Origin of the sequence: Chryseobacterium mucoviscidosis (genome assembly GCF_002177115.1) — a bacterium.
Classification (GTDB): domain Bacteria; phylum Bacteroidota; class Bacteroidia; order Flavobacteriales; family Weeksellaceae; genus Chryseobacterium; species Chryseobacterium mucoviscidosis.
On the sequence record NZ_MVAG01000148.1, the window covers coordinates 1 to 24,610 of the forward strand.

Annotated in this window: 23 protein-coding genes and 5 tRNA genes; 9 read left to right on the forward strand and 19 right to left on the reverse strand. The window is 35.5% G+C overall.

Going from position 1 to position 24,610, the window contains the following annotated elements; genetic code table 11:
• Positions 1-58 precede the first annotated feature (58 nt).
• The 5 genes from B0E34_RS18850 to B0E34_RS18870 all read right to left on the reverse strand — a co-directional run bounded on the left by B0E34_RS18850 (position 59) and on the right by B0E34_RS18870 (position 667).
• Positions 59-131: transfer RNA gene (locus B0E34_RS18850), tRNA-Lys, on the reverse strand.
• A gap of 74 nt (positions 132-205) precedes the next feature.
• A tRNA-Leu gene (locus tag B0E34_RS18855) sits at positions 206-288 on the reverse strand.
• A gap of 38 nt (positions 289-326) precedes the next feature.
• Positions 327-399 (reverse strand) — tRNA-Lys (locus tag B0E34_RS18860).
• 74 nt (positions 400-473) lie between these two features.
• Positions 474-556 (reverse strand) — tRNA-Leu (locus B0E34_RS18865).
• Positions 557-594: 38 nt separating this feature from the next.
• Positions 595-667: transfer RNA gene (locus B0E34_RS18870), tRNA-Lys, on the reverse strand.
• Between the two features lie 114 nt (positions 668-781).
• Between B0E34_RS18870 and B0E34_RS18875 the strand changes: the two genes are divergently transcribed.
• Positions 782-1,297: a shikimate kinase gene (locus B0E34_RS18875; RefSeq protein ID WP_087712008.1), complete on the forward strand. Its 516-nt coding sequence runs from the start codon at positions 782-784 to the stop codon at positions 1,295-1,297.
• Between the two features lie 9 nt (positions 1,298-1,306).
• Here the strand turns inward: B0E34_RS18875 and B0E34_RS18880 are convergent, their stop codons facing one another.
• The gene (locus B0E34_RS18880) at positions 1,307-1,744 is read right to left on the reverse strand and encodes an RNA-binding S4 domain-containing protein (protein WP_076392689.1); all 438 of its coding nucleotides are present in this window, start codon (positions 1,742-1,744) and stop codon (positions 1,307-1,309) included.
• A gap of 57 nt (positions 1,745-1,801) precedes the next feature.
• On the opposite strand from B0E34_RS18880, the gene B0E34_RS18885 reads away from it, so the two are divergent.
• Complete coding sequence (locus B0E34_RS18885) at positions 1,802-2,560, forward strand: hypothetical protein (RefSeq protein ID WP_087712009.1); 759 nt, start codon at positions 1,802-1,804, stop codon at positions 2,558-2,560.
• A 47-nt stretch (positions 2,561-2,607) separates the two neighbouring features.
• Here B0E34_RS18885 and B0E34_RS18890 read toward each other — a convergent pair whose 3' ends face one another.
• The 3 genes from B0E34_RS18890 to B0E34_RS18900 form a co-directional block, all read right to left on the reverse strand.
• Positions 2,608-4,125, reverse strand: coding sequence for an FMN-binding glutamate synthase family protein (locus B0E34_RS18890; protein WP_076392693.1), 1,518 nt, complete (start codon positions 4,123-4,125; stop codon positions 2,608-2,610).
• Between the two features lie 194 nt (positions 4,126-4,319).
• Positions 4,320-5,666 (reverse strand): tRNA (N(6)-L-threonylcarbamoyladenosine(37)-C(2))-methylthiotransferase MtaB, encoded by a 1,347-nt coding sequence (gene mtaB, locus B0E34_RS18895; protein ID WP_087712011.1) that lies wholly within the window; start codon positions 5,664-5,666, stop codon positions 4,320-4,322.
• A gap of 376 nt (positions 5,667-6,042) precedes the next feature.
• Positions 6,043-6,711: a hypothetical protein gene (locus tag B0E34_RS18900; RefSeq protein ID WP_087712013.1), complete on the reverse strand. Its 669-nt coding sequence runs from the start codon at positions 6,709-6,711 to the stop codon at positions 6,043-6,045.
• Positions 6,712-7,599: 888 nt separating this feature from the next.
• Here B0E34_RS18900 and B0E34_RS21450 point away from each other — a divergent pair.
• Positions 7,600-8,175 carry a helix-turn-helix domain-containing protein gene (locus B0E34_RS21450; protein WP_157967255.1) on the forward strand — a complete coding sequence of 192 codons (576 nt, stop codon included), beginning with the start codon at positions 7,600-7,602 and terminating at the stop codon, positions 8,173-8,175.
• A gap of 34 nt (positions 8,176-8,209) precedes the next feature.
• On the opposite strand, the gene B0E34_RS18910 is transcribed toward B0E34_RS21450, so the two are convergent.
• From B0E34_RS18910 to B0E34_RS18925, 4 genes are all read right to left on the reverse strand, one after another.
• Positions 8,210-8,848, reverse strand: coding sequence for a hypothetical protein (locus tag B0E34_RS18910; RefSeq protein WP_185117469.1), 639 nt, complete (start codon positions 8,846-8,848; stop codon positions 8,210-8,212).
• Positions 8,848-9,369, reverse strand: a complete 522-nt coding sequence (locus B0E34_RS18915; protein ID WP_087712016.1) for a DUF1572 family protein — start codon at positions 9,367-9,369, stop codon at positions 8,848-8,850. The genes B0E34_RS18910 and B0E34_RS18915 overlap by 1 nt, the downstream gene beginning before the upstream one ends.
• A gap of 84 nt (positions 9,370-9,453) precedes the next feature.
• Positions 9,454-11,550 (reverse strand): FIDD domain-containing protein, encoded by a 2,097-nt coding sequence (locus B0E34_RS18920; protein WP_087712018.1) that lies wholly within the window; start codon positions 11,548-11,550, stop codon positions 9,454-9,456.
• 133 nt (positions 11,551-11,683) lie between these two features.
• Positions 11,684-12,481, reverse strand: coding sequence for a hypothetical protein (locus tag B0E34_RS18925; protein ID WP_087712020.1), 798 nt, complete (start codon positions 12,479-12,481; stop codon positions 11,684-11,686).
• A 201-nt stretch (positions 12,482-12,682) separates the two neighbouring features.
• Between B0E34_RS18925 and glgP the strand changes: the two genes are divergently transcribed.
• Complete coding sequence (glgP, locus tag B0E34_RS18930) at positions 12,683-14,341, forward strand: alpha-glucan family phosphorylase (protein WP_087712022.1); 1,659 nt, start codon at positions 12,683-12,685, stop codon at positions 14,339-14,341.
• A gap of 208 nt (positions 14,342-14,549) precedes the next feature.
• Here the strand turns inward: glgP and B0E34_RS18935 are convergent, their stop codons facing one another.
• Positions 14,550-14,735, reverse strand: a complete 186-nt coding sequence (locus B0E34_RS18935) for a DUF6496 domain-containing protein (protein WP_087712024.1) — start codon at positions 14,733-14,735, stop codon at positions 14,550-14,552.
• Positions 14,736-14,746: 11 nt separating this feature from the next.
• Positions 14,747-15,220 carry a hypothetical protein gene (locus B0E34_RS18940; protein ID WP_087712026.1) on the reverse strand — a complete coding sequence of 158 codons (474 nt, stop codon included), beginning with the start codon at positions 15,218-15,220 and terminating at the stop codon, positions 14,747-14,749.
• Positions 15,221-15,340: 120 nt separating this feature from the next.
• On the opposite strand from B0E34_RS18940, the gene B0E34_RS18945 reads away from it, so the two are divergent.
• A complete protein-coding gene (locus tag B0E34_RS18945; RefSeq protein ID WP_087712028.1) occupies positions 15,341-17,470 on the forward strand; it encodes a S9 family peptidase in 2,130 nt (709 codons plus the stop codon).
• 51 nt (positions 17,471-17,521) lie between these two features.
• Here the strand turns inward: B0E34_RS18945 and B0E34_RS18950 are convergent, their stop codons facing one another.
• The 4 genes from B0E34_RS18950 to B0E34_RS18965 are packed head-to-tail and all read right to left on the reverse strand — an operon-like array spanning position 17,522 to position 18,610.
• Positions 17,522-17,827 carry a type II toxin-antitoxin system RelE/ParE family toxin gene (locus tag B0E34_RS18950; RefSeq protein ID WP_165763027.1) on the reverse strand — a complete coding sequence of 102 codons (306 nt, stop codon included), beginning with the start codon at positions 17,825-17,827 and terminating at the stop codon, positions 17,522-17,524.
• A complete protein-coding gene (locus B0E34_RS18955) occupies positions 17,814-18,059 on the reverse strand; it encodes an addiction module protein (protein WP_087712032.1) in 246 nt (81 codons plus the stop codon). Before B0E34_RS18955 ends, B0E34_RS18950 begins: the two co-directional genes overlap by 14 nt.
• Positions 18,060-18,074: 15 nt before the next feature.
• Positions 18,075-18,353, reverse strand: a complete 279-nt coding sequence (locus B0E34_RS18960; RefSeq protein ID WP_087712034.1) for a hypothetical protein — start codon at positions 18,351-18,353, stop codon at positions 18,075-18,077.
• A 2-nt stretch (positions 18,354-18,355) separates the two neighbouring features.
• Entirely contained in the window at positions 18,356-18,610 is a 255-nt protein-coding gene (locus tag B0E34_RS18965) for a DUF2281 domain-containing protein (RefSeq protein ID WP_165763028.1), read from the reverse strand.
• 88 nt (positions 18,611-18,698) lie between these two features.
• Here B0E34_RS18965 and B0E34_RS18970 point away from each other — a divergent pair, with 88 nt between their 5' ends.
• The 4 genes from B0E34_RS18970 to B0E34_RS18985 all read left to right on the forward strand — a co-directional run bounded on the left by B0E34_RS18970 (position 18,699) and on the right by B0E34_RS18985 (position 24,468).
• On the forward strand, positions 18,699-20,354 hold the full coding sequence (locus B0E34_RS18970) for a peptide MFS transporter (protein WP_087712037.1): 1,656 nt from the start codon (positions 18,699-18,701) through the stop codon (positions 20,352-20,354).
• A 133-nt stretch (positions 20,355-20,487) separates the two neighbouring features.
• On the forward strand, positions 20,488-22,242 hold the full coding sequence (locus B0E34_RS18975; RefSeq protein ID WP_087712039.1) for a peptide MFS transporter: 1,755 nt from the start codon (positions 20,488-20,490) through the stop codon (positions 22,240-22,242).
• A gap of 139 nt (positions 22,243-22,381) precedes the next feature.
• The gene (locus B0E34_RS18980; RefSeq protein WP_087712041.1) at positions 22,382-23,893 is read left to right on the forward strand and encodes a peptide MFS transporter; all 1,512 of its coding nucleotides are present in this window, start codon (positions 22,382-22,384) and stop codon (positions 23,891-23,893) included.
• 41 nt (positions 23,894-23,934) lie between these two features.
• Entirely contained in the window at positions 23,935-24,468 is a 534-nt protein-coding gene (locus tag B0E34_RS18985; protein WP_087712043.1) for a thioredoxin family protein, read from the forward strand.
• Positions 24,469-24,610: the final 142 nt, after the last annotated feature.

Here is a 24,610-nt window from a genome sequence, read left to right on the forward strand (position 1 = left end):
TTGAAACACCAAATCACAAAATATTAATATGAAAAAAATTTACTTTTCAGTAAACTTGTGACCCGGCTGGGATTCGAACCCAGGACCCATACATTAAAAGTGTATTGCTCTACCAGCTGAGCTACCGAGTCGGTCACAATTAATAGACTAAATGTAAAATTAAAATTTTAAACTTCACTATTAATTATTCAAATTTTCTGCATTGTGCCTGCGACTGGACTCGAACCAGCACATCCTTAGGAAACCACCCCCTCAAGATGGCGTGTCTACCAATTTCACCACGCAGGCAATAAAAACTACAAAAATCTAGTAATCTTTTTTGCTTGTGACCCGGCTGGGATTCGAACCCAGGACCCATACATTAAAAGTGTATTGCTCTACCAGCTGAGCTACCGAGTCGGTCACAATTAATAGACTAAATGTAAAATTAAAATTTTAAACTTCACTATTAATTATTCAAATTTTCTGCATTGTGCCTGCGACTGGACTCGAACCAGCACATCCTTAGGAAACCACCCCCTCAAGATGGCGTGTCTACCAATTTCACCACGCAGGCAATAAAAACTACAAAAATCTAGTAATCTTTTTTGCTTGTGACCCGGCTGGGATTCGAACCCAGGACCCATACATTAAAAGTGTATTGCTCTACCAGCTGAGCTACCGAGTCGGTCACTTTATCAACGATTAACACAGTAATAATGTCCCTCGTTTTTAGTGGTGCAAAGATATGAGTTTTTTCTTTATCTCAAAACTTTTTTGCAAATTTGTTTAAAAAAAATTCATGATAATTTCACTGGTCGGATACATGGGAAGTGGCAAATCTCACATTTCCAAAATATTAAGCGACAAACTCAATTTTAAATTAATTGATCTGGATAAAGAGATTTCCAAAAGAAACAAAATGACAATCCCCGAAATCTTCGATAAAAAGGGAGAAATCTATTTTAGAAAGCTGGAAAGAGAGACATTAGAAGAAATTCTTGCGTCCGAAAAAAATACAATTTTAAGTCTTGGCGGAGGAACTCCTGTTTACTATAATAATATGGAAATCATCAACCATAATTCAAAAAGCGTTTTTTTAAGAGCTTCTGTTGCTACTTTAGCAGAAAGACTTTCTAAACAGAAGGAAAAAAGACCTTTAATTGCAAATATTACTGATGAAAATCTTGCAGAATTTATAGCCAAGCATTTATTCGAAAGGAATGATTTTTATAATAAAGCACAGGTCAGCGTAATTACAGACAACAGAACTCCGGAAGATATTGTGAATGAAATAACAGAAAAGCTCTATCTCTAGAGCTTTTTGTTAATCTTCGTTTTCAGAGTCGTCCCCATTTTCGCCAAAGAAATCGTCCCAGTCCGTAAAATCTGAGGCAATATCATTTTCTACGTAATCGTCCATATCTCTGCGGTCTTTTTTCGTAGGTCTTCCCTCACCTTTATTCCGGTAATAATCCTGAGACATTTTACGCATTTTTAACAGCTCATACTGTTCCTTATCGGTTACATCCTTTATATGAAGAGGAACAAGCTTTGCTCCGATCCTGCTTTTAGGAATCTGAATTACTTTAATTTGATAGTCAATCTGATTTTTACGGATCTTGATCACATCTCCTTCCTTCACCTCTTTAGAAGACTTTACAACCGACGCACCGATAGACACTCTGTTCTTTTTAATCTCCTCAGTAGCAATGGTTCTGGTCTTATAAAAACGAATGCTCCATAAAAATTTATCTATTCTCATAATTTTTTATACTTTTGTCGTTATATTATTTGTAAAGTAATTAAAGTTTTTTGAAAAATGAAAAAAATATTTTTATATATCCTTGCTGGATCTCTTTGTTTCACGGCATGTAAAAAGGATGATGAAGTTGAAACATTTGTAGAACCGGAAGATATCTCGGTAAGAAATTCATATGATGATCAGGCGATCCAAAAGTTTATGAATGACAATTACCTTGATTCACAAGGAAATATAAAAGCATTCAGCTCTACAGATACTTCTGATGATAATGAGAAAAAATTATCTGAGCTGAGTCCTGTAAAACTTTCTTCCGGGGTTATTTATATTGTAAGAAACGGAGCACAGCCAACTTCAGGAGTAACTCTTGAAACGAATCCTGAAGCAACAAACGCCACTCAGATCAGAACGATGATGAGAGCAAACTATTACCTTGCAACAAATACCGATGGTAATGTAGCATTTACAACATCAGGAGTTTTAGCCAACACAATCAACGGAAGTGGTTCTCCTTTAACTGATCCGTTGTTTTATTATGTGAAGAAAAAAACAATGACGGATGCTACAACTGATGCTGCCAAACTAAGAAAATACTACGAAATAGAAGGTTTACAGGAAGGATTAAAGTATTTTCAGGGATACGCAAATTTATCAGACGGAGATGCATACAATTTACAGGGTGTAATTATCGTTCCTTCAAGAGCTGCTTTCGGAAGAGATACCCACTATAATTATACCGGGTATTCACTCCAAAATAATTGTTTTGTATTCAATTTTCAAATTTACAAAGCTAATCAGAGACCTGTTCTAGAACAATAAAAAATAAAGCGCTTCCCAATAAGAAGCGCTTTTTTATTTGCTTAAAATTAATACTTAGCTTTCTGCTTTACATTTCCTAAAATATCCGGAAAATAAAGATCCGCCAAGTGATCAAACTCGTCGCCCCTCATGAACATTGTGGCATCTACTTCTTCGTAAGAACTTCTTCCTGCCGCTGCAATCAGTTCATTGCATGTATGAAGCGTATTTTTATGAAAATGATACACTCTTTCCGCCTTATCCGTAACATCCAGACCTTTAATTAACATTTTATCCTGAGTAGCAACTCCTGTCGGACACATATTATTATTACACCTCAAAGCCTGAATACAGCCCAAAGAGAACATAAATCCTCTCGCATTATTACACATATCTGCACCCATCGCAATTGCTCTTAAAATATCTAGACTTGTCAGAACTTTTCCACTTGCAATCACTCTTAATTTACTTCTTAAATTATAATTATTCAGCGTTCTGTTAACAAAAATCAAAGCAGGTTCCAAAGGCATTCCTACTCCATCTGAGAACTCAGGTGGTGCAGCTCCGGTTCCCCCTTCTGCTCCGTCAATGGTTATAAAATCAGGATAAATCTTCAGAACATTCATCTGGACGCAGATATCTTCAAATTCTTTAGTATCGCCGATGCACAGCTTAAATCCAACAGGTTTTCCTCCGGAAAGTTCTCTTAACTGCTGTACAAACCTCAGCAAACCTGCCGCATCGGAAAAAGAAGTATGTGAAGGCGGTGAAATAATCGTCATTCCCGGAGTGACGTGACGGATTTTTGCAATTTCCGGTGTATTTTTAACAGCCGGTAAAACTCCGCCATGACCTGGTTTTGCCCCTTGAGATAATTTAATTTCAATCATCTTTACATTGGGTAAAGTGGAATATTTTTTAAACAATTCCGGATTGAATTTTCCTTCTTCATCACGACAGCCGAAATATCCTGTTCCGATCTGCCAGCAAAGATCGCCGCCTTCCAGATGATGCGGGGAAATCCCTCCTTCTCCCGTATTATGGTAAAAATTTCCCTTTTTTGCGCCTCTGTTTAAAGAAATCTGAGCGCGGTCGCTTAAAGCCCCGAAACTCATTGCCGAAATATTAAATAACGAAGCATGATAAGGCTGAGAACACTGCTCTCCTCCTACCCAGACTCTCGGAAGCTCTTCCATCGGAGATTTTGCATAAATGGAATGCTTAATTCCTTCATATTTTCTGTGGTTAACTTCGAGCTGTGTTCCGAAAGGCACAGTATCACTTAAATTTTTTGCCCTTCTGTACACCGCAGATCGCTGATTTCTCGGAAAAGGTTTTCCATCGGTCTCTCTTTCAATGAAATATTGCTGCATTTCCGGTGAAATACTCTCAAAAAAGTATCTGAAATAGCCCAAAACAGGAAAATTTCTTAGAATAGCATGTTTAGATTGGGTAATATTATAAATTCCGATTGCATACACAATGGTTAGCAAAACAGGAATCCACCAATCTGCCCTTATTAAAAAAGCAACCGACCACGCAACGACGAGAATAATAGCTCCCCAAAGCAAAAATTTGTCTCTCATATCATTTTGAATTTTATCAAAGTTAAAAAATTTAAATTGATATGAACGGGCTGAGAAACATCAAAAAGATGAATGAAAGAAGTTATTTTTGGATTAAATGTGATGATTTCAGGTTTCGATTTCATTAAAACAAAAAAAGACATCACTCTGATAGCAATGTCTGAATTATTTTAAATGAATTGTTTAAAAGAATATTAAATTTTCTCGAGAAAACTCTCAAAAGAATTCATCACAGAAACGGTTCCGTCTGCTTCTATTTTTTCAAGCTTTAAGAATTCAATCTGATTGACTGAAGCCTGATCGAAATTCTTCTGAACTCTCACATAATTCTCTGTGAAGCCAAACATTTTTCCGTCTTTGTTTTCGTGTTCCCAAAGTACAGGAAGTGTTTTTCCAAGCTGGGTCTGGTAAAATGCCATCTTTTTCTTTTCAGATAAAATTCTAAGCATTTTATTGCGTCTTTTTCTTTCGGGAATCGGAACTACGCCTTCCATTTCTGCCGCTTCTGTATTTTCTCTTTCAGAATAGGTGAAAACGTGCAGATAAGTTATTGGAAGCTCATTCAGGAAGTTGTATGTTTCCATAAACAGTTCTTCTGTTTCTCCCGGAAAACCGACAATTACATCCACACCAATCGCTGCATCCGGCATTACTTCACGAATTTTATTAACTCTGTCGGTATATAATTTCGTTAAATAACGGCGTTTCATTTTTTTCAGCAATTCATCGCTTCCCGATTGTAAAGGAATATGAAAATGCGGAACAAAACTTTTGCTTTTCGAAACCAGTTCTATGCTTTCATCTTTCAACAAATTCGGCTCGATGGAAGAAATACGGATTCTTTCGATCCCTTCAACCTGATCAAGCTCAGAAATTAAATCTAAAAAAGTATGTTCGTGTCTTTTGTTTCCAAATTCTCCTTTTCCGTAATCTCCGATGTTTACGCCTGTAAGAACAATTTCTTTGATGTCTCTTTCAGCAATTTCTTTGGCGTTTTTCAATACATTTTCGATGGTGTCGGAACGGGAAATCCCTCTTGCCAAAGGAATTGTACAGTAGGTACATTTGTAATCGCAGCCGTCCTGAACTTTCAGAAAAGCTCTGGTTCTGTCTCCGATGGAGTAACTTCCAATGAAAAAATCTGTTTCTTCAATTTCGCATGAATGAACGATGCCTTCATTTTCAGATTTCTCCAGATCATCAAGATAACTCAGAATATTGAATTTTTCTTTGGCTCCTAACACCAGATCTACGCCTTCAATCTGTGAAATTTCCTCCGGTTTCAACTGTGCATAACATCCCACGATTACAACCAAACCATCCGGATTGGCTTTCATGGCTCTTTTTACGTGAAGTTTGCATTCGCGGTCGGCATTTTCAGTTACCGAACAGGTATTGATAACATACACATTCGCCTTTTCATCAAAACTTACCTTATCGTAACCTGCTTCTGTTAATTGACGGGCAATGGTAGATGTTTCTGCAAAATTTAATTTGCAGCCAAGAGTATGAAATGCGGCAGTTCTTTGAAATTGAGACATTTATTGATTCTGAATTTTGTGGGTGCAAAGATAATCATTTTAAGATGAATTCTGAATTGATTCAGTCTATTATAGTGTCATCATAAAATTGATAGAAAACGGAAAACAAAAATTTCAGACCGGAAAAACAACACGTAAATCCTAAAATGCTATTTAAAGTTTTATTTACCCACAAAAGTCGCAAAAGATAAATTAAATTTTTAAAAATCCTTGATTTTTATTGTATTGGGCGTTTTGGTTATTCCGTAAATACGCTGCATTATTATCTTTTGCCTCTTTTGCTGCTAATTCTGAAAGTGGTTTTAAGCAAGGCTACAATTAAAAAACTAAATGTAGTCCTGCTTACATTGACAGAGTTTTTTCTTTAATTATTCTTTTACAGGATGCGCTGTGCAGATATAAAAATGTATTTAACTCCGGGAATTCCTTTTGTGTAGCAAAACCATTTAAGCTCGTACCAACTTGTATTATTAATTGAAATAACGATTCTCGAATTGGTTGGCGCCACCCAACTTACCGGTGCAGAAGATAAACTCAGGCTGCTTCCATTGTTTACAGAAACATCAGTTGCTGTTGTATTTCCTACTACCGAAATATCAATATTTGAAACGTAGGCTACATTTATTGTATTACCTGTGAGGTTTTTTATTCTTGGTACATATTCAGCCGCGGAATATATTAAAACATCCATTAGAATACCATCTATCGACAAAAGATTAGAAGAAATGGAAGAGTCATTAGAAACGTTTTGAGAGAGATGTCCAGCAATGTAACTGTCTGTTAAAGTAAAAGTTTTTGAAAGTACAGTCGCTCCTCCGGTAATAGTGACTACATCTCCACTACTGTTAACTCCAAGAGGCTTTCCTTCTGATGTATTCGAAGAGCTGTTAAGATTACTGAATCTTAAGCCGGATGTTCCGTTGGAATCGGATTTAATTTCCAAGGTGTTCCCAGGAGTGGTGGTATTAATCCCTACTTTACCATTTTGAGCGTAAAATAAAACTGTAGGAAAAACTGCTAATAGAGAAATAAATTTGATTTTCATAATGTTATTATAATATTTGATTAATATTTTAAAATGATAATAAGTATAATTACAGCACAACCTGATGTTTTGTAAAAGATTTTGCTGAAAATAGCTGCCATTTGTTAAAAAAATGATACAATAACGTGCTTTATCAGATTTTTTTATAAATTCGTGCTTTCAAATCTTTTCGACTTTTAAGGTTCGCACAGGCAAATGAATGCCCTTATTACCTACTTGTAAAACAAGAATATTCTTAAAAGAAGATTTGAATCTTTACTTCCGTTTATTTTCAACAAAGATAATTTTACTTCTGCTCATCACTGAAATAGAAACCTCATTAATATTAGCCAATAATGATTATTGATTAATACATATATATATTGTAAAATGGAAAAAAAACACAAAATGAAAAAATTGATAAAAAAGCTCATAATCAATAAAATAAGAATATCAAAAGTGATTAATGACTTATCTAAAGCGCATTCCCAATATCTTTTAACAGATAACAGAGCACTCCGGGAACGCCAGATTTTAAAGCTTAAAAAAGAATTAGCGGAAAGATATATTTATTTGATGTGTATTATACTTCTATTGCATATTACCATTTATCTAACGGTTATGAAAGATATTTTTTTGGTATATTATCTATCAGCAGGGGTTATTTTATTGCTATTGACATTGGTTTGGCTAAGAACATGTTACTACAATCTAATGAATAAGATACTGCATACATATTTCATTATTGCTCCTTTATATGCATTTTACATCATCCTAAAGTTTTGGAAAGTATCCACAGGACAATGTGTGTGGCTCATCCCCCTTCCTTTTGGAGCTTATATATTTTTCGCTAGAAAAGAAGTTATACTTTACTCTTTATACTGCTGCTTCATTATAATTCTTGGGTGTATGCTCAATAAATTCTTTACGTTTAACTTTACAAAACATATTCCCGAAAAGATACACTGTAAGGACACTCTTCTGATTCTATCCAACATTCTTGTCGTTGGTTTGTTAGCCTATTATAAAGATGAAATGAGGGAAGTTAACACCCTCATCAAAATAGAAGAAAAGGAAAAAATTATCCTTCCGGTTACCCTTAATGAAAGAGTACTGGAAATGGCAGATTCTCTTTTTGAAAAAATAGAACATGAAGTTGTAGGTAATAAACTTTTTACCAACCCGGATCTGAATATTTCGACACTGAGTACAATACTGAAAATAAGTAACAATTATATTTCAAAAGCAATAAGAGTTCATGGTTATACTAATTTCAACCATTATATAAACACACACCGCATCTCCTATGTAAAAAAAATAATAGAAGAAAGTGATATGAAAAAAATAACGCTCATGTATATTTATACTGAAGCAGGCTTTACCAGCCAGTCTACGTTTAATCGTGTTTTTAAACAACTGGAAGGTATAACTCCTTCGGAATATATGGAAAATTCCGAAAAACAAAAAAACTCATTTAAAATGTGACTGTTGACGATTTATCTGGGGCATCTGTTTATGATTATTGTCTGTATTCGTCTCTTACCTCAGAACTGTTCTGGCAAAAAACGAGAGACGAATTTTGAATTTCAGGTTCATCAATTTGCTGCAAATCTCTGATACATTGTTCTCTGATATTCCACAATTCATCTAAACTGTAAGTGATGTGTTCTTCATTCAGCCACTTTTCAAGAAAATCTTTGTGAAATGAAATTTTCTGAGTGCCAATTTCGTTGAATTCTATATCCTTTTCAATCAGTAGTTTATCTTTAAATTGATGATAATTTGAACTGCGGTTCGTAAAATCGTAATATTCGTCATCAATTTTGAGATAATTATGCGCTTCCGGAATGTATTTCAAATTAAATTTTTGCAAAGTACCGCTAATTTTCGGAGTGTATTCTGCATCCATTTTAAAAATTCCAACAATGAGCTTTACATCGCTGTGATGGTTTTCGAGCGCAAGTTTTCTAAGGGCGGCGTGTTTTGTACTGCAGGTTCCGCCAAAATCATCAAAAACACATTCGGTTCTGCTTTTATCATTATTTCTTTTGTAAGGGAGCATTGAAATATATTGGCACGCAGAATGAAAATCTGTGATGTTTCTATTTAAAAATTCATCAGAAATAATTCCTTTATTTTGAATGGTAAAGTTCTTCATTACTGTTGTCTGAATTTACTGATCATTTCAGAATTAAATTCCTGCGATTTGTTTCGCGGAATAGAAAGACTTTTCCAATCTTCATTCTTCATCATTTTTGCGATATACACAATCTGCCCGATATGATAAGGATAATGCGCCAATTGACGGAAAACAGCATCCATAAATGTATGTGCTTCATTTCTTATGTAAATTAAGGAATGTACATTTTCATCATTCATCTGGTTCAGAGCGTTAAAAAAACATTTCCAGCCTTGTTCCCAATATTCCAGAACCTCAGCTTTCGTTTTAAAAGTATCAACAAATTCTTCATCCCTGTTCCGCAATGATTTTTCGCCGTCTTCGGTTAAAAAATTAGTCCATCTGGATAACATATTTCCGGCGATATGCTTAACAATAATGGCTATAGAATTGCTTTCTTCATTAAACTGCCAGAAAATCTGTTCATCTGAAAGCTGCCCGAAAGATTGATCTCCGAGCATTTTGTAATATTCAAAACGTTTTATCAATAAATCCTTCATGAGGTAAATTTGAATATCTAAGATATGGATTTTATAAAACAAAAACCGTTACACAGGCAACGGTTTTCTATTGATTTCTGAAAATTATTCTCTGTTTTTCACCATTACCCAGCCGGAATACTTGAATAAAGTGTTCTTCTTATCATTTTCGTTCCAAGAAACCGAATACCAGTAAGTTCCTGTTGGGACTTTTTTGCCTCCGATGGTTCCGTCCCACGTATAATTTCTGAATTTATCCGCCTTAAAAACAAGCGTTCCGTATCTGTCGAAAACACTCAATACCAAATTCTGTTTGTATCCTAAAGCTGAATAATCGATCACATCATTTACTCCGTCTCCGTTTGGTGTAATTACATTTACCAAATTAGGAACAACCACAGTAATATCAATCGGTTCGCAATTGTAGGCATCTTTTACAAAAACTCTGCTGTCTCCTCTCGGAAGGTTTGTAAATACGTTAGAATCCTGCCATTTGATTCCGTCAAGAGAATATTTGTACGGAGCTGTTCCACCTGAAACATTTACCGTTATGGTATTATTGGTAATATCAACTGATGAAATTACCGGCTGTTCCGAAGCATACACTTTTACACTTTGCTTGGTAATACAGTCGCCACTTTTTAATTTCACCCAATACGTTCCCACTCCTACATTATTGATGGTCTGTGTCGTTGCACCTGTACTCCATTCATAACTCGTAAATCCGGAACCTGCATCCAGTGTGGTTCGGTCTTCCATACAGATAATTTTGTCTTTCAGGACATTGGAATATACCGGCTGAATGACTACTAAATTCACTTTCGCAATTGCAAAGCAATTGTTAGAATTAAATACTTTGACGTAAATAACACCATTTGGAGCGATGTAATTTGAGAATAATACAATTTCATTGGTTCCGTTTTGGGCATCTGCTAAAGAGGGATAATATTTTTTAGTCGTTCCGCTTTGCGTGGTGACGGCTGCAAAACTGAGATTAAATGCTCCCGTTGAAGGATTAGCTTCAATAAAGCAGGTTCTTAAAGTGGCCTCAGTAACCACAACAACCGGATAAAATTTCAGAATAATCTGTGCAATAGCTACACAACCATATTGAGAAGTAATTTTCACATACACCGTTCCTTCTGCCGAAACGAAATTAGTGATGTTCGTAATGGGATTTATTCCCGCATTAAGATCTGAAAGTGAATTATAATAAACCTTCACCGCGGTAGGATCTCCAAAAACAGCAGCGGAAGTTAAATCGTAAATTCCGGTTCCGGCATTGTTGTTATTACAACTGTAGAGCGTAACATTGGTTCCTGAAATATTTCCGTATTTAAATTTGAAAGCTCCCACCTGTCTGCAGGAATTAATAGGGTTATTCGGGTTTGCAGGATCCTGATAATGGATACTGTAATAATACGTTGTGGCAGTATTAACGGTAATCGGCGACACAATAGGATTTGCTCCGGAAAGTGCTTCATTCTGTGAAGTATGATAACTGATCTGGAAATTGCTGTTGCCATTAAGGATACCGGAAGTTAAGGTACTGAAATTAAAAACCATGGGATTTTCGCAGACAATAATTTCTCGCGGATTCGCAGGATTAGCAGCCGGAACTCCGGGCGGAAGAAAAGGCTGAGTCTGAATATTAGGATCCGTAAATGGTGAAGCCAAAGTTGCCGTTCCTCCCCAATTTAGAGAAAACGGAGCCATTGTAGGATTAAAAACATCAACCCAGTTATCTATGTACAAATAGTAAGTCTGCCCCGGTAAAACATCCATGTATTTACAGTACGGCGTTAACGATCCTCCTGCAGCACTTATAATGGTGCTTGTCATATTCATGCCTGTAGAAGCTCCGACTCCGATAACGGTGGCTGCATTACAGCGAACCGGAGAACCAAGACTTGCACAGTTCACATTCGGTCCGTAAATCGCCCAGTCGTAATCTGCTCCCGGATCTGTAGGAACGAGATCGAAAGTAAGCGTTCCGCCTGTTGCAATGGTAAATTTATACCAGATTGAATTGTGCTCACCGGAAGATAAACATCCTCCTAAATTTTCATTAACGGCCCCGATTCCCGTCGGAGAATACGTTATACTGGAATTTCCACATACCGCAAGTGCTGATGAACAGTCTGCCTGAGCGAAAATAAAAGATGAAATAAGAAGCAAGAAAAGAAGTAGAGTTTTTTTCATATCATGTTGAATTTGGTTATTAATTTGTGCGGTAATTTGTTGTCTATCAAATATAAACAATTCCAATTAAAAACAACAGATTCAACAAAAATAATTCAATAAAAACTGATTAAAAATGAAATATTTTCAGCAATTATTTAATACTTGTGATATTTCCGCAAAGATTTTCGAGATGAAAAATCTTGTGAAAAGGGCTTTTTACCTTTTGCAGATGTTCTTTATCCTGAATAAAAGTATACCGTGAAGCAATGGAATTCATATCCGAAACAATAACGAGCCAACATTCGTCGACCGAAGTATCGTAGTAAGGAAATTTTTCGTTCTTTTTTTCAATCAGCTCTACAATTTTCTCAGAACATAATTCATCAAAAAGATTCATATTGTATTCATGGGTAATAAAAACATTTCTGCGGTGGAAAGACTTTCGGATGCCTTTCACATTTCCTGCAGGTTTTCCTTTTTTGATGCTTTTACAGATATTTAAAATAATTTCCTGCTGATTTTCCAGAGAATCCAGTTTGATGTTTGAGTGAAATTCTAAAAAATAAACACCACGAAATTTCGTAGTGTCTTCCTGTTCCAATAATATTTCTGCCTGACGGAAAATCTTGTTCAGATTGCTTTCAACTTTCTTCATTTCAAGATGATTGATTACTTCGGTAAGTTCGATTCCGATTTTCTTGTCGTTGAATTTTGCGATAAAGTCGGGACTTTCGCAGGTTAAATCTTCAAATTTAACTTCAGGGAAATGATGCATAAAGGAGTTGAGCAGTAAAATTTCCGCTTTCTTTTTATATTTTTCGCGGTCGTGAAGCGGAGATTCGTCGATCTTACGGTGATACTTTTCTATCGGCTTCTTTTTCAAGTGTCGGTTCAGATAATATAAGCTCAGATTTTTAATTAAATCTTCATCAGAAAATGCCTTTTTCATCTGCTTATTATTTTATTGTTATGGAAGACATAAAGCTTCCGGTTTCAGATCATGAAGTTTTGATTATCAAAAATTTACATATTAAAGGTAAATAAAAAACAGATTCAAAAAGTATTTTTAACGTTAATTTATAAAATAATTAATGTAGAGTTTATTTTCATAATTAATACCTTTGCCTCCTCACTTAATAAACTGTTACACATGGATTTTAAAAATTTTAAAATACCTTTTAGCGTAAATCCGCAGTATTCCAAGAAAGTTGCTTATTTTTCTATGGAATTTGCGATTGAGCAGGTGCTGAAAATATATTCGGGTGGATTAGGATTTCTGGCAGGTTCCCACATGAGAAGTGCTTACAATCTGAAACAGGATCTTATCGGAATCGGGATTTTATGGAAATTCGGGTATTACGATCAGGCAAGAAATCATGATCAGACGTTACAACCGACATGGACGAAGAAAATGTACAGCTTTCTGGAAGACACCGGCATAAAATTTCAGATAGAAATCCACAGCGCTCCGGTTTGGGTAAAAGTATGGTATCTTGATCCTGAAATTTTCCACACGGCTCCAATGTTTTTCCTATCAACGGATGTTCCTGAAAATGACCACATTTCTAAAACCATCTGCCATAAACTGTATGATGCCAATGAATCTACAAAACTGGCACAGTACATTCTTTTAGGAAAAGGAGGCGCTAAATTGCTGGATGAAATGAACATTGAAAGAGATGTTTATCATTTAAATGAAGCTCACGGACTTCCTGCAGCGTTCCATCTGCTTAAAAAATACAACGGAAACCTGAATAAAGTGAAAGAAAAGCTGGTTTTTACCACGCATACTCCTGAAGAAGCTGGAAATGAAAAGCACAATATGAGGCTTTGTTATGATATGTCTTATTTTTCAGGCTTCAGCATGGAAGAGATAAAAAATATCGAAGGTTCTGATGACGACCGTTTCAACCATTCACTTTGCGCGTTGAAAATGGCAAGAATAGCAAACGGAGTTTCTCAGCTTCATGGAGTGGTTTCCAGAGCAATGTGGAGCAAATATCCGGGAATCTGTGAGATTACTTCAATTACCAATGCGCAGGAATTCAAATATTGGGCAGACAAACCGCTTTACAATGCAAAAGACGAAAACGACGAAACGGTTTTCGATTACCGTAAAAAGCATCTGAAGAAAAGATTATTTAAAATCGTAGCCGACCAGACCGGAAATTTATTCAATCCAAATGTTTTCACGATTGTCTGGGCGAGAAGATTTGCAGGTTATAAGCGTGCCGATCTGCTTTTACACGATAAAGACAGATTCTACAAGCTGTTGAATCATCCGAAATATCCGGTTCAGATCATTTGGGCGGGAAAACCTTATCCAATGGATTATTCTGCAATTTCTACATTCAATTCTTTGGTGGAGGAAAGCAAAAATCATAAAAATATGGCAGTTCTTACAGGATATGAGTTGTCTTTGAGTAAATCTTTAAAGCAGGGTTCTGATCTTTGGCTGAATAATCCGAGAGTTCCGAGAGAAGCTTCCGGAACCTCCGGAATGACGGCTTCCATGAATGGTTCTGTAAATCTTTCCACAGATGACGGATGGATCCCTGAATTTGCTAAACATGGAGAAAATTCTTTTGTGGTTCCGAAAGCAGATTATGCCAACATGAGCATCTACGAACAGGATAATTATGATCTTAACAAGTTATATGAAATTCTGGAAAACGAAATTCTTCCTACGTACTACGATAAGAAGGATCAATGGAGAAAAATCCAGTACAATTCTATGAATGACGTGAAAGATCAGTTTAACAGCGACAGAATGGCGGATGAGTATTACAGAATTATGTATAATGATTAAAGTTAATTGTTAATTGTTAATTGTTAATAAGCTTTTAAACTATTAAGGTCGATTTAAGAAGTTAAGCATTATTTAAGTTTTGGTGACGCTACATTAAAATCAGAAATGATTCATTTTAATCTGGCTTAACTTCTTAATCAATTTTAATGGTTCAAAATATGAAATAAACAAGGGTTGGAAAAATTTTCCAAGCCTTGTTTATTTTAGGTTAATCTTTTTTCTTTTTCGGCACTTTTAAGCCCTCCTGTTTCGCTTCAGAAATACCGATGGCGACTGCCTGTTTTCTGCTGGTCACTTTTTCTCCGGAAGAAGATTTCAGCTTTCCTTCCTTGAATTCGTGCATTACTTTTCCTATTTTATCCTGAGCTTTTTCTGAATATTTTGTCCTGCTCATATTATTTATTTTTAAGATTTAGGTAAAGACACAGCAATTTCATACACTTGGGCGTGCTTCAGATATTTAGAACGCTCTCTGGAAGTTACCGATTCAAAATGATCATTTTTTATCACTACAATCGGGTCTTCAATGTTTTCGATTTCAAAATTGGCAATATATCTTTCATCGGGTGGAGATTGTTGCTGTTTCGCTTTAATCTTCTGTAATTCATCGGCATATTTTCTGAATCCGGGATCTGAAGAATGGATAAATTTATATTCATCTCCCGCGTCTACGAAATAATGTAACTTTTTTTCAAGAAGTCCGGCTTCGTTACAGATTTCAGGGTTGTCATTCCCATCTTTGAAGCCTACTTCAACCAGTTCTCCTCCTTTTTTATCGGCACATTCCTGTGCGTCTTTATAGCTTGAAAATCCTGTATATATTATTCTATCGTCCAGTTCGTATCGATTCAGTTTTTGGTTAAAAGCATTCGTTTCCATAATTATATTTTAATTTGATTGTATCTTAATATATCCAATTTTACTGCCAAAATCAGAGATTTAAAAAGCTTTTTTTACCATTTTAAAAATTATTATATTTGAAATCTTTTAAAATTAGAAATGAAAAAATTCTTACTAACGCTTACAGTTGCTGTGGCATTTCAAAGTTTATCCGCTCAGGAAATTACTTTAGATAAAATATATTCAGGATATTACCGCGGAAAAGGCATTGCCGGAATTACCTCCATGAAAAACGGTGAAAATTATCTAGTTATCGAACAGGGAGGAATTGCAAAATATTCTTACAAAACTTCTCAAAAAGAAGGAAACCTTGTGGATGGACAGTTCCAGAGCTATGAATTTTCTGATGATGAATCTAAAATTTTGTTACTGAAAGACAGTGAACCGATTTACAGACATTCGTTTTTAGGAAAATATGAAGTAAAAGATCTGAAATCCGGAAAAACAGTAAGTCTTAATGAAGGAAAATTTGTTCAGGAGCCAAGATTCTCACCGGATGCTACAAAAGTGGCTTTTATTGCAGATAACAATCTTTTTTATCAGGATCTGAATTCAGGAAAAATCACACAGATTACGCAGCATGGTGTTAAAAATAAAATTTTAAACGGACTTGCAGACTGGGTTTATGAAGAAGAATTCGGACATGCAAGACTGTACGAATGGACAAAGAACTCGGATGCGATTCTTTTCGTAAAATTAGACGAAACGGAAGTTCCGGAAATCTATATTCCGATTTACGGCAAAACGCTTTATCCAAGCGAAATGCGTTACAAATATCCAAAAGCAGGAGAAAAAAACTCTGTTGCTTCAGCACATATTTATCAGTTGAGTGACGGTAAAAAGACAACCGTCAATTTAGACAGTTTCAAACATTATTATATTCCGAATGTAATTCAGACGGCAAAACCGGACGAAATTGTTTTAATTACTTCAGACAGAATTCAGAACGCTTCTGATGTTTTAAAAGTAAATACAAAAACAGGAGCTGTACAGAAATTATTCACCGAAACGGATGAAAAATGGATCGATACAGACAGCCCGACTCTGGAATTTTTAGAGGACAATTCTTTCCTTTGGGGTTCTGAAAGAGACGGTAACCGCCATTTGTACTGGTATGACAAAGATGGTAAACTGAAAAAGCAGGTTACGAAAGGAAACTGGGAAGTAACAGATTATTACGGATTTAATCCAAAATCAAAGGAGATATACATTCAGACTACCGAAAAAGGGAGCATCAACAAAGTAGTTTCTAAAGTAAATATCGAAAACGGAAAATCCCAGTTGATTTCAAATGCTGAAGGAAATAATTCTGCAAATTTCAGCAAAAACTATAATTATTTTATTGAAACCTCATCTACGGCTGCAAAACCTTATACTTATGTTTTAAAGGACGGAAACGGTAAAACGGTAAAAGAACTTCAGAATAATGAAGCTCAGCTACAGAAATTAAAAGCTGATAATTTCGTAGAAAAGGAATTTATTACGATTCCGAATGAAGCGGGAGATCAGATGAATGCGTGGATCATCAAGCCTAAAAACTTTGATAAAAACAAAAAATATCCATTGTTTATGTTCCAGTATTCTGGTCCCGGTTCTCAGCAGGTTGCCAATTCATGGGACAACGGAAACGGAATCTGGTTTGAAATGCTTGCTCAGAAAGGATATATCATAGCTTGTGTCGACGGACGCGGAACAGGTTATAAAGGAGCTAAATTCAAGAAAGTAACGTACATGAATTTAGGGAAATATGAAATTGAAGATCAGATTGCGGCAGCAAAATGGTTCGGAAATCAATCATACATTGATAAATCCAGAATCGGAATGTTCGGATGGAGCTTCGGAGGGTATATGACGAGTCTGGCAATGACAAAAGGAGCCGATGTTTTCAAAATGGGAATCGCAGTGGCGCCGGTAACGAACTGGAGATATTATGATTCTGTTTACACGGAAAGATTCATGAGAACACCACAGGAAAATCCGGACGGATATGACAAGAATTCACCGACTGAATATGCGAATTTATTAAAAGGAAAATTCTTATTAATTCACGGAACTGCCGATGATAACGTACACTTCCAGAATTCCATGGAGTTTTCGGAAGCGTTGATTCAGAACAAAAAACAGTTTGATTTTATGGCTTATCCGGATAAAAACCACGGAATTTATGGCGGACAGACAAGACCACAACTGTATCAGAAAATGACTGATTTTATTTTGGAGAATTTATAATTCGAAAATTTAAACATAAAAAATCCGGAGCTAAAGTTTAGATTCGGATTTTTATTTTCTGTCTTCTAATTGTTTTGTATTTCTGGAGGTGTGAAAAACTGAGTATATTTCAATTATATTTTCTTCTGCGTTGTAAGAATAATGAATTCCAAAGGGAAATTTCTTTAAAAATGCTATCCTATAATTTTCATACCTAGTTTCACAAGCAAGAGGGTTTTCAGAAATATATTTTACTTTTTCTTTAAAATCTTTTAAAAATATCCAAATTAATTTCTTATTTAACCTATTATACCAATCCGAAATTTCTTTTAAATCAAAATTCGCATTTTTAGAGATAACAATTTTAGCTTTCTTCATCAAATAATTTTTTCTCAAAACTTTCAATAAAGTCGTCAAAATCCAAAAGGGATTCCGGATTTTCTTTTGCATATTGAGCTCTTCTTTTTACTTCCTCCTTCTGCCAATTAGGAATGGAGAAGTCTTCCTCAATAGTTACTGATATTGGCTTGTTTTTAAATGCAGCTTTTATACTTTTAATTAAATCTTCATTAATTTCATCCGCAGAGGATAAATGAAATACTGTATTCATATTCGGTTTATTAAATTAATAAAAATGAAAACTTCGGTTATCAATAATCGTTACAAGGAAAATTTTATTGTTTATTTCCTGATAGATTAAAGAATTGTTTTCATCAATCATACATTTTCTTAAATTAAGTATCTTAGATTTTGGGCAAATCGCAGCATTACTTTTCATATTATCAATCAATCTATTAAAATGATTTTCAAATCTTTCGATTTCTTTAATTGTCCAGTTTTCAAACAAATAATCAATTACCTTTAAATAATTCTTTAAAGTTTCTTCAGACCAAATAATTTCCATTATTATTTCTTTGAAGCAATATAATCTTTGATTTTCTTCTGAGCAGATTCATGACTTAAAGTTCTGTCGTTTTCTATGTCATCAACTCCTTTTTTTATTGATTCTCTTTGAGGCTCGGATATTATTCCCGACCAATCATTTTCATCTGTTCTGTTATATTTTGTCTTCAAAAAATCAATAAAATCATTCACCTCTCCATAAAAATTTTCAGGAAGTGTTCTGATGTTATCTTCTAAATCTTTTAATGTAATTTCCATTTTCTTCATCTTTATTTCCATCAAAGTTAATAAAATTCGATTATTATTTTTAAAATTCTATATTTGTGAAATTTGAAATTTGTAAACTATGAAGACTAAACATCCTAAAGGATTGCCTTTCCTCTTCTTTACGGAAATGTGGGAGCGTTTCGGGTACTATCTTATCCTCGGAATTTTTGTATTATATGTTATTGAACCAACCGGCGCAAAAGGTGGTCTCGGACTTCCGGACAAAACTGCAGACGATATTTTCGGGACGTACATTGCCTTAACCTACTTAACTCCTTTTATCGGAGGATTTCTTGCGGACAGAGTTTTAGGATACATCAAATCCATTTATATCGGAGGCATTCTGATGGCTGCAGGATATATCGGAATGGGGATTTTTAAAGATCTTACTTTATTTTATTCTTCTTTAGCACTCATTATCATCGGAAACGGTTTCTTTAAACCTACTATTTCAACTTTGCTTGGAAATTTATATTCCGAAGAACCTTATAAAGCCAATAAAGATTCCGGATACAATATTTTTTACATGGGAATCAACATCGGCGCATTTATCTGCAACATTATTGCGGCTTTTATGCGAAACAAATTCGGTTGGGGTGAAGCCTTCATCACCGCCGGAGTCGGAATGCTGGTCGGATTAATTATTTTTACCATCGGCAGAAAACATTATATTCATGCTGCTCAGATGAAGCCTGTTCAGGAAGGAGATACCAAACTTTCTGAAATATTAATGAAAGTATTCTTACCGGCAATCATTGCAGGAGCAATCGGCTGGGTTATTCCCGGAAATATTTTCGGAAGCGACAATACGGATGCTTTTATCTTTGCCTGCGTTCCTGTCATTTACTTCTATGCTTCCCTTTATTTCAAGGCAAAACCGGACGAAAAATCATCGATCGGAGCCTTATTATCGGTTTTCCTGATAAGTATGTTCTTCTGGGCAGTTTTCAAACAGAACGGAACCGCTTTAACGAGATGGGCGAATTATTACACCGACAGAAGCGTGCCTGTTTCCATGGAAAAACCTTTGGAAAGCATTTATATGGTAGACGGAAAAAGTTATGAAGACAAAGAAGTTCCTGTTTACGACGATCAGTTCCAGTCTCAGAAAGATAAGGACGGAAACACAATAAAAGTTCAGGGAAAAGATGTTTATTTTAAAAATATTTCTTCTGAACAACGTGCAGAACTGGAAAAAAATCCTCAGGCTAAAACCTATCTTTACAATACAGAATTGTTTCAGTCCATCAATCCGTTTTGGGTAATCGCTTTAACGCCGGTTATAGTAGGTTTCTGGGCATTATTGAGACGAAAAGGAAAAGAGCCTTTGACGCCTACAAAAATTGTTTTGGGACTTTTCATTTCAGGATTATCCTGTTTAGTGATGGTTTTAGCAGTCTGGGCTGGAGATAACGGTGCTGTAAAAGTTTCGCCGTGGTGGCTGGTTGCAAGTTATGGAGTCATTACCGTAGGAGAATTATGTCTTTCACCAATGGGATTATCCTTCGTTTCCAAACTTTCTCCTGCAAGAATTACAGCGTTGATGATGGGCGGATTTTTCCTTGCTAACTCCGTAGGAAACAAACTTTCCGGAATTTTAGCCAGTACATGGTACAATTATGACAATAAAATGAATTACTTTTTAGTGAATTTTGCTTTGTTGATATTTGCAACCCTTTTAGGCTTATCCATGCTGAAAAGATTAAACAAAATCATGAAAGAAAAAGGGCATTAATCCCTGTTCACAATACAGAAAAGCAAGCTGCGGAATTATTCTGCGGCTTTTTTATTTAAATATAAAATTAAAACCTTGCTGAAAACACAAAAAAAACTATATTTGTCAGTCTTAACAAAAATTAACAATAAAAATGGATAATACTGAAGCATTGAGTCCGAAACCGGATGAATTTGTAGAGAACAAGAATTCCAGACATCCGAAAGGATTGTGGGTTCTTTTCGGAACAGAAATGTGGGAGCGTTTCAACTTTTATGGAATGAGAGCTTTATTAACGCTCTTCATGGTAAATTCCTTATTGATAAAAGAAGCTGATGCAGCAATCATCTATGGTGGATTTTTAGCTTTATGTTATCTTACTCCGCTTTTGGGAGGTTTCATCGCCGACAAATATATCGGTAACAGAAATGCAATTCTTATCGGAGGAACATTAATGGCAATTGGTCAGTTTTTGCTTTTCATCAGTGCTTCAACATTCTCAGGAAGTCTGGACAGTGCAAAAATGTTTATGTGGCTTGCTCTTTTCATCATCATTTTCGGTAACGGATTTTTCAAACCGAATATTTCTTCGATGGTAGGAAGCCTTTATCCGAAACAGGAAAAATCTAAATTAGACTCTGCCTTTACGATTTTCTACATGGGAATTAACATTGGTGCATTCTTAGGACAGTTTATCTGTCCATACGTGGGAGACGTAAAAGATGCAACAACAGGCGTAAGAGATATTTTTGCCTTTAAATGGGGATTCCTTGCCGCTTCCATTGCAATGGTAATCGGTACCATTACTTTCTTTATTCTTAAAAACAAATATGTAGTTACTCCGGAAGGAAGACCTATCGGTGGACTTCCGAAAAACAATACAAGCGCAGATTTTGAAGAAGGAGAAACGCAGACTGCTAAATTCTCCGGATCCGCTTTAGGAATTACCGGAGGATTGTTTGTTGTTCTTTTCTTTGCTTTCAGATATCTTTTGGTAGGAGAATTCGGGTTTAAAGCCGTAGAAATGGGACAGCTTATTAAAGGAATTATTTATCCTTTCATTTATGCAGCCGGAATTTCCCTTGCATTCTTAATTATGAGTTCTGCTGAAAATAAAGTAGAAAGACAGAGAATCTGGGTAATCTATATCGTGTCATTCTTCATTATTTTCTTCTGGGCTGCTTTCGAACAAGCTGGATCTTCATTAACATTTATCGCTGATAATCAGACAGACAGAAACATTTTAGGATGGAATATGCCTCCTTCGATGGTACAGATTTTCAACGGTATTTTCGTTGTTGCTTTGGCAGTTCCTTTCAGTTTGATCTGGGACAAATTAAGAGCAAAAGGAAAAGAACCGGTTTCCCCTATGAAGCAGGCAATGGGATTGGCTTTAATCGCGTTAAGTTACTTCATCATCGCACATAACGTAAAAGATTTAGGAAACTCAGGATTATTGGCAATCAAATGGTTAATGTTACTGTATTTCATCCAGACTTGTGGTGAACTTTGTTTATCTCCTATCGGATTATCATTGGTAGGTAAACTGGCTCCAAAAAGATTCGCATCCTTATTATACGGAGTATTCTTTATTTCCAATGCTGCAGGTTATGCTTTAGCAGGTTCTTTGGGAGCATTGATTCCTGCAACGGGAGATAAATTCTCTAAGGCACAGGAAATGGGAATTAACCTTCAGGATGTTTTAGATAAAAAAGTGACTTTAAATGCAGATCAGGTAGCTGCTTTCGAAAAAGCACAGTTGCCGTTGGCAAATCCGACTTTTGTAGGATTTGAGATCCACAACTTATTTGAATTCTTCATGGTATTCGTTGTTCTTTGTGGTATTGCTGCTGTAATATTGGCGTTAATTTCACCAATCTTAAAGAAAATGATGCACGGTGTAAACTAATCCGCATCAAATAAAATAAATTAAAAACCTCCGCTAAGTCGGAGGTTTTTTATATTTTAGTATGTTCATCTGTTGAGACGTCACTGTGATGGATTAAATAGACTGAAAATATAATTAAAATTTAATCATATAAACAATTATGAGTTTAACTTTAGACGAAATACAAAATTTTAAAGGGAAATATCCAAGACAGATCTGGAGCCTTTTCTTTTCCGAAATGTGGGAACGCTTCTGCTTCTACGGAATGAGAGGAATGCTTGTCTTTTTCATGATTTCACAGCTTAATTTTCATGAAAGAGAAGCCAATCTTCAATATGGTGCAACGCAGGCTTTCGTCTATGCTTTTACCTTTATCGGAGGGTTGTTTGCAGATAAAATTTTAGGTTTCAGAAAATCTTTGTTTTGGGGTGGACTTTTAATGATTGTCGGAAGTTTAATTCTTGCAACAGATCCTCATAAGTTTTTCTTTCTGGGAATCGCGTTTACTGTAGTGGGAACAGGTTTCTTTAAACCCAACATTTCATCAATGGTCGGTCAGCTTTATAAACCGAATGATTCAAGAGCAGATGCCGGATTTTCATTGTTCTATGCAGGAATTAACCTTGGAGCATTACTGGGTGGATACTTTTGTATTGCCATCGGAAAAGGAGAGATTTTATCAGATGTAATTCCGGAAATGTTAAGATGGAATATTGCATTCGGATTAGCTGCAGTGGTAATGGTTATCAGTTTAATTAATTTTGTTTTTACCCAGAGAAGCTTAGGAACAATCGGACTTCAGCCGGGACATCCTGAAAATGAGACAAAATCTGCGTCTATTCCAAAATGGCAGGAATACGGAGTGTATGTTTTATCATTACTCTTTGTTCCGATTATCATGGTGATGGTTGCCAAAACAGAATATACGGATTATTTTATGTGGACAATAGGACCGCTTACTCTGATCTATTTATTTTATGAAATGACCAAAGTAACCTCTGCTGAACGTAATAAACTTTGGGCAGCATTGGTGTTCATCCTGTTTTCCATTCTTTTTTGGGGAATTTATGAGCAAAGCGGAGGTTCATTAAGCATTTTCGCAGCAAAAAATTTAAATAAAGATTTATTGGGATTGGATCCGAATGGCGTTAACAATTCCGGAGGTGCATTCTTTATTATCTTTTTAGCTCCGTTAATCGGATTACTTTGGATCTGGCTGGGTAAAAGAAAAATTGAACCAAACACCATTATTAAATTTGGTCTCGGATTCATTTTCTTAGGTTTAGGATACTATATTTTGTTCGCAACGAGACTTTTTGCCAATCTTCAAGGGATTACCTCTCTTAATTTCTTTACCATCGCTTTACTCGTTATCACGCTGGGAGAACTATGCCTCTCTCCTATCGGATTATCCATCATGACGAAACTTTCCACGAAAAACCTTCAGGGAATGATGATGGGAATGTGGTTTCTAGCTTCGGCTTACGGACAGTATGTGGCAGGAATTATCGGGGCAGGTTTGGCGACCACCAAAGAAGGTTCTACCAACTATGATGCTTTGATCACTTATACCGATGGATATAAACAATTGGGATTATACGCGGTAATTGCCGGAGTGGTATTAATTTTGATTTCCCCGCTTGTGAAAAAATTAATGCAGGATGTAAAATAAAAATAAGTAAATGCTTACATTTACTTCAAAAATACCAAATCATGAAGAAAATTATAAGTTTAATAGCACTCTTTTTAGTCACTTTCAGTTTTGCGCAGGTAAAATGGATGACCATTGAAGAAGCACTGAAAGCACAGAAAGAAAATCCTAAAAAAATTCTCATCGATTTTTACGCAGACTGGTGCGCTCCGTGTAAGATCATGGATAAAAAAACATACGGACATCAGGTAATTTCTGATATACTGAATGAAAGTTATTATCCTGTAAAATTCAATGCGGAAGACAAAAAGGAGATCGAAATTTTTGGAAGAAAGTTTTCTAATCCGAATACGGAACATAAAAAAGGAAGAAATTCCTTACACGAATTTACTCAGTATATGAATGTTGCAGCCGTTCCGAGTACGGTTTTTCTGGATGAAAGCGGTAATCCGATCACCATTTTGCAGGGAGAATTATCCGCAAAGGAATTAGAACCTTATCTGGAATTTATTTCTAAAGATCTTTTCAAGAAAATCCGTTCGCGGGAGCAGTGGGAAGATTATCAGAAAAAATTTAAATCTAAAATAAAAGAATAAAAATAACGTGAATTCGGAGAAAAACATGAGGTGCTTAATGTCTAAAATTAATACTTTAGAATTGAACAAATACTAAAACACCTCATGAAAAACAAAGATATGCTTTTTGACGAAAATCTATTGATAGAAATCTTCATCAAAG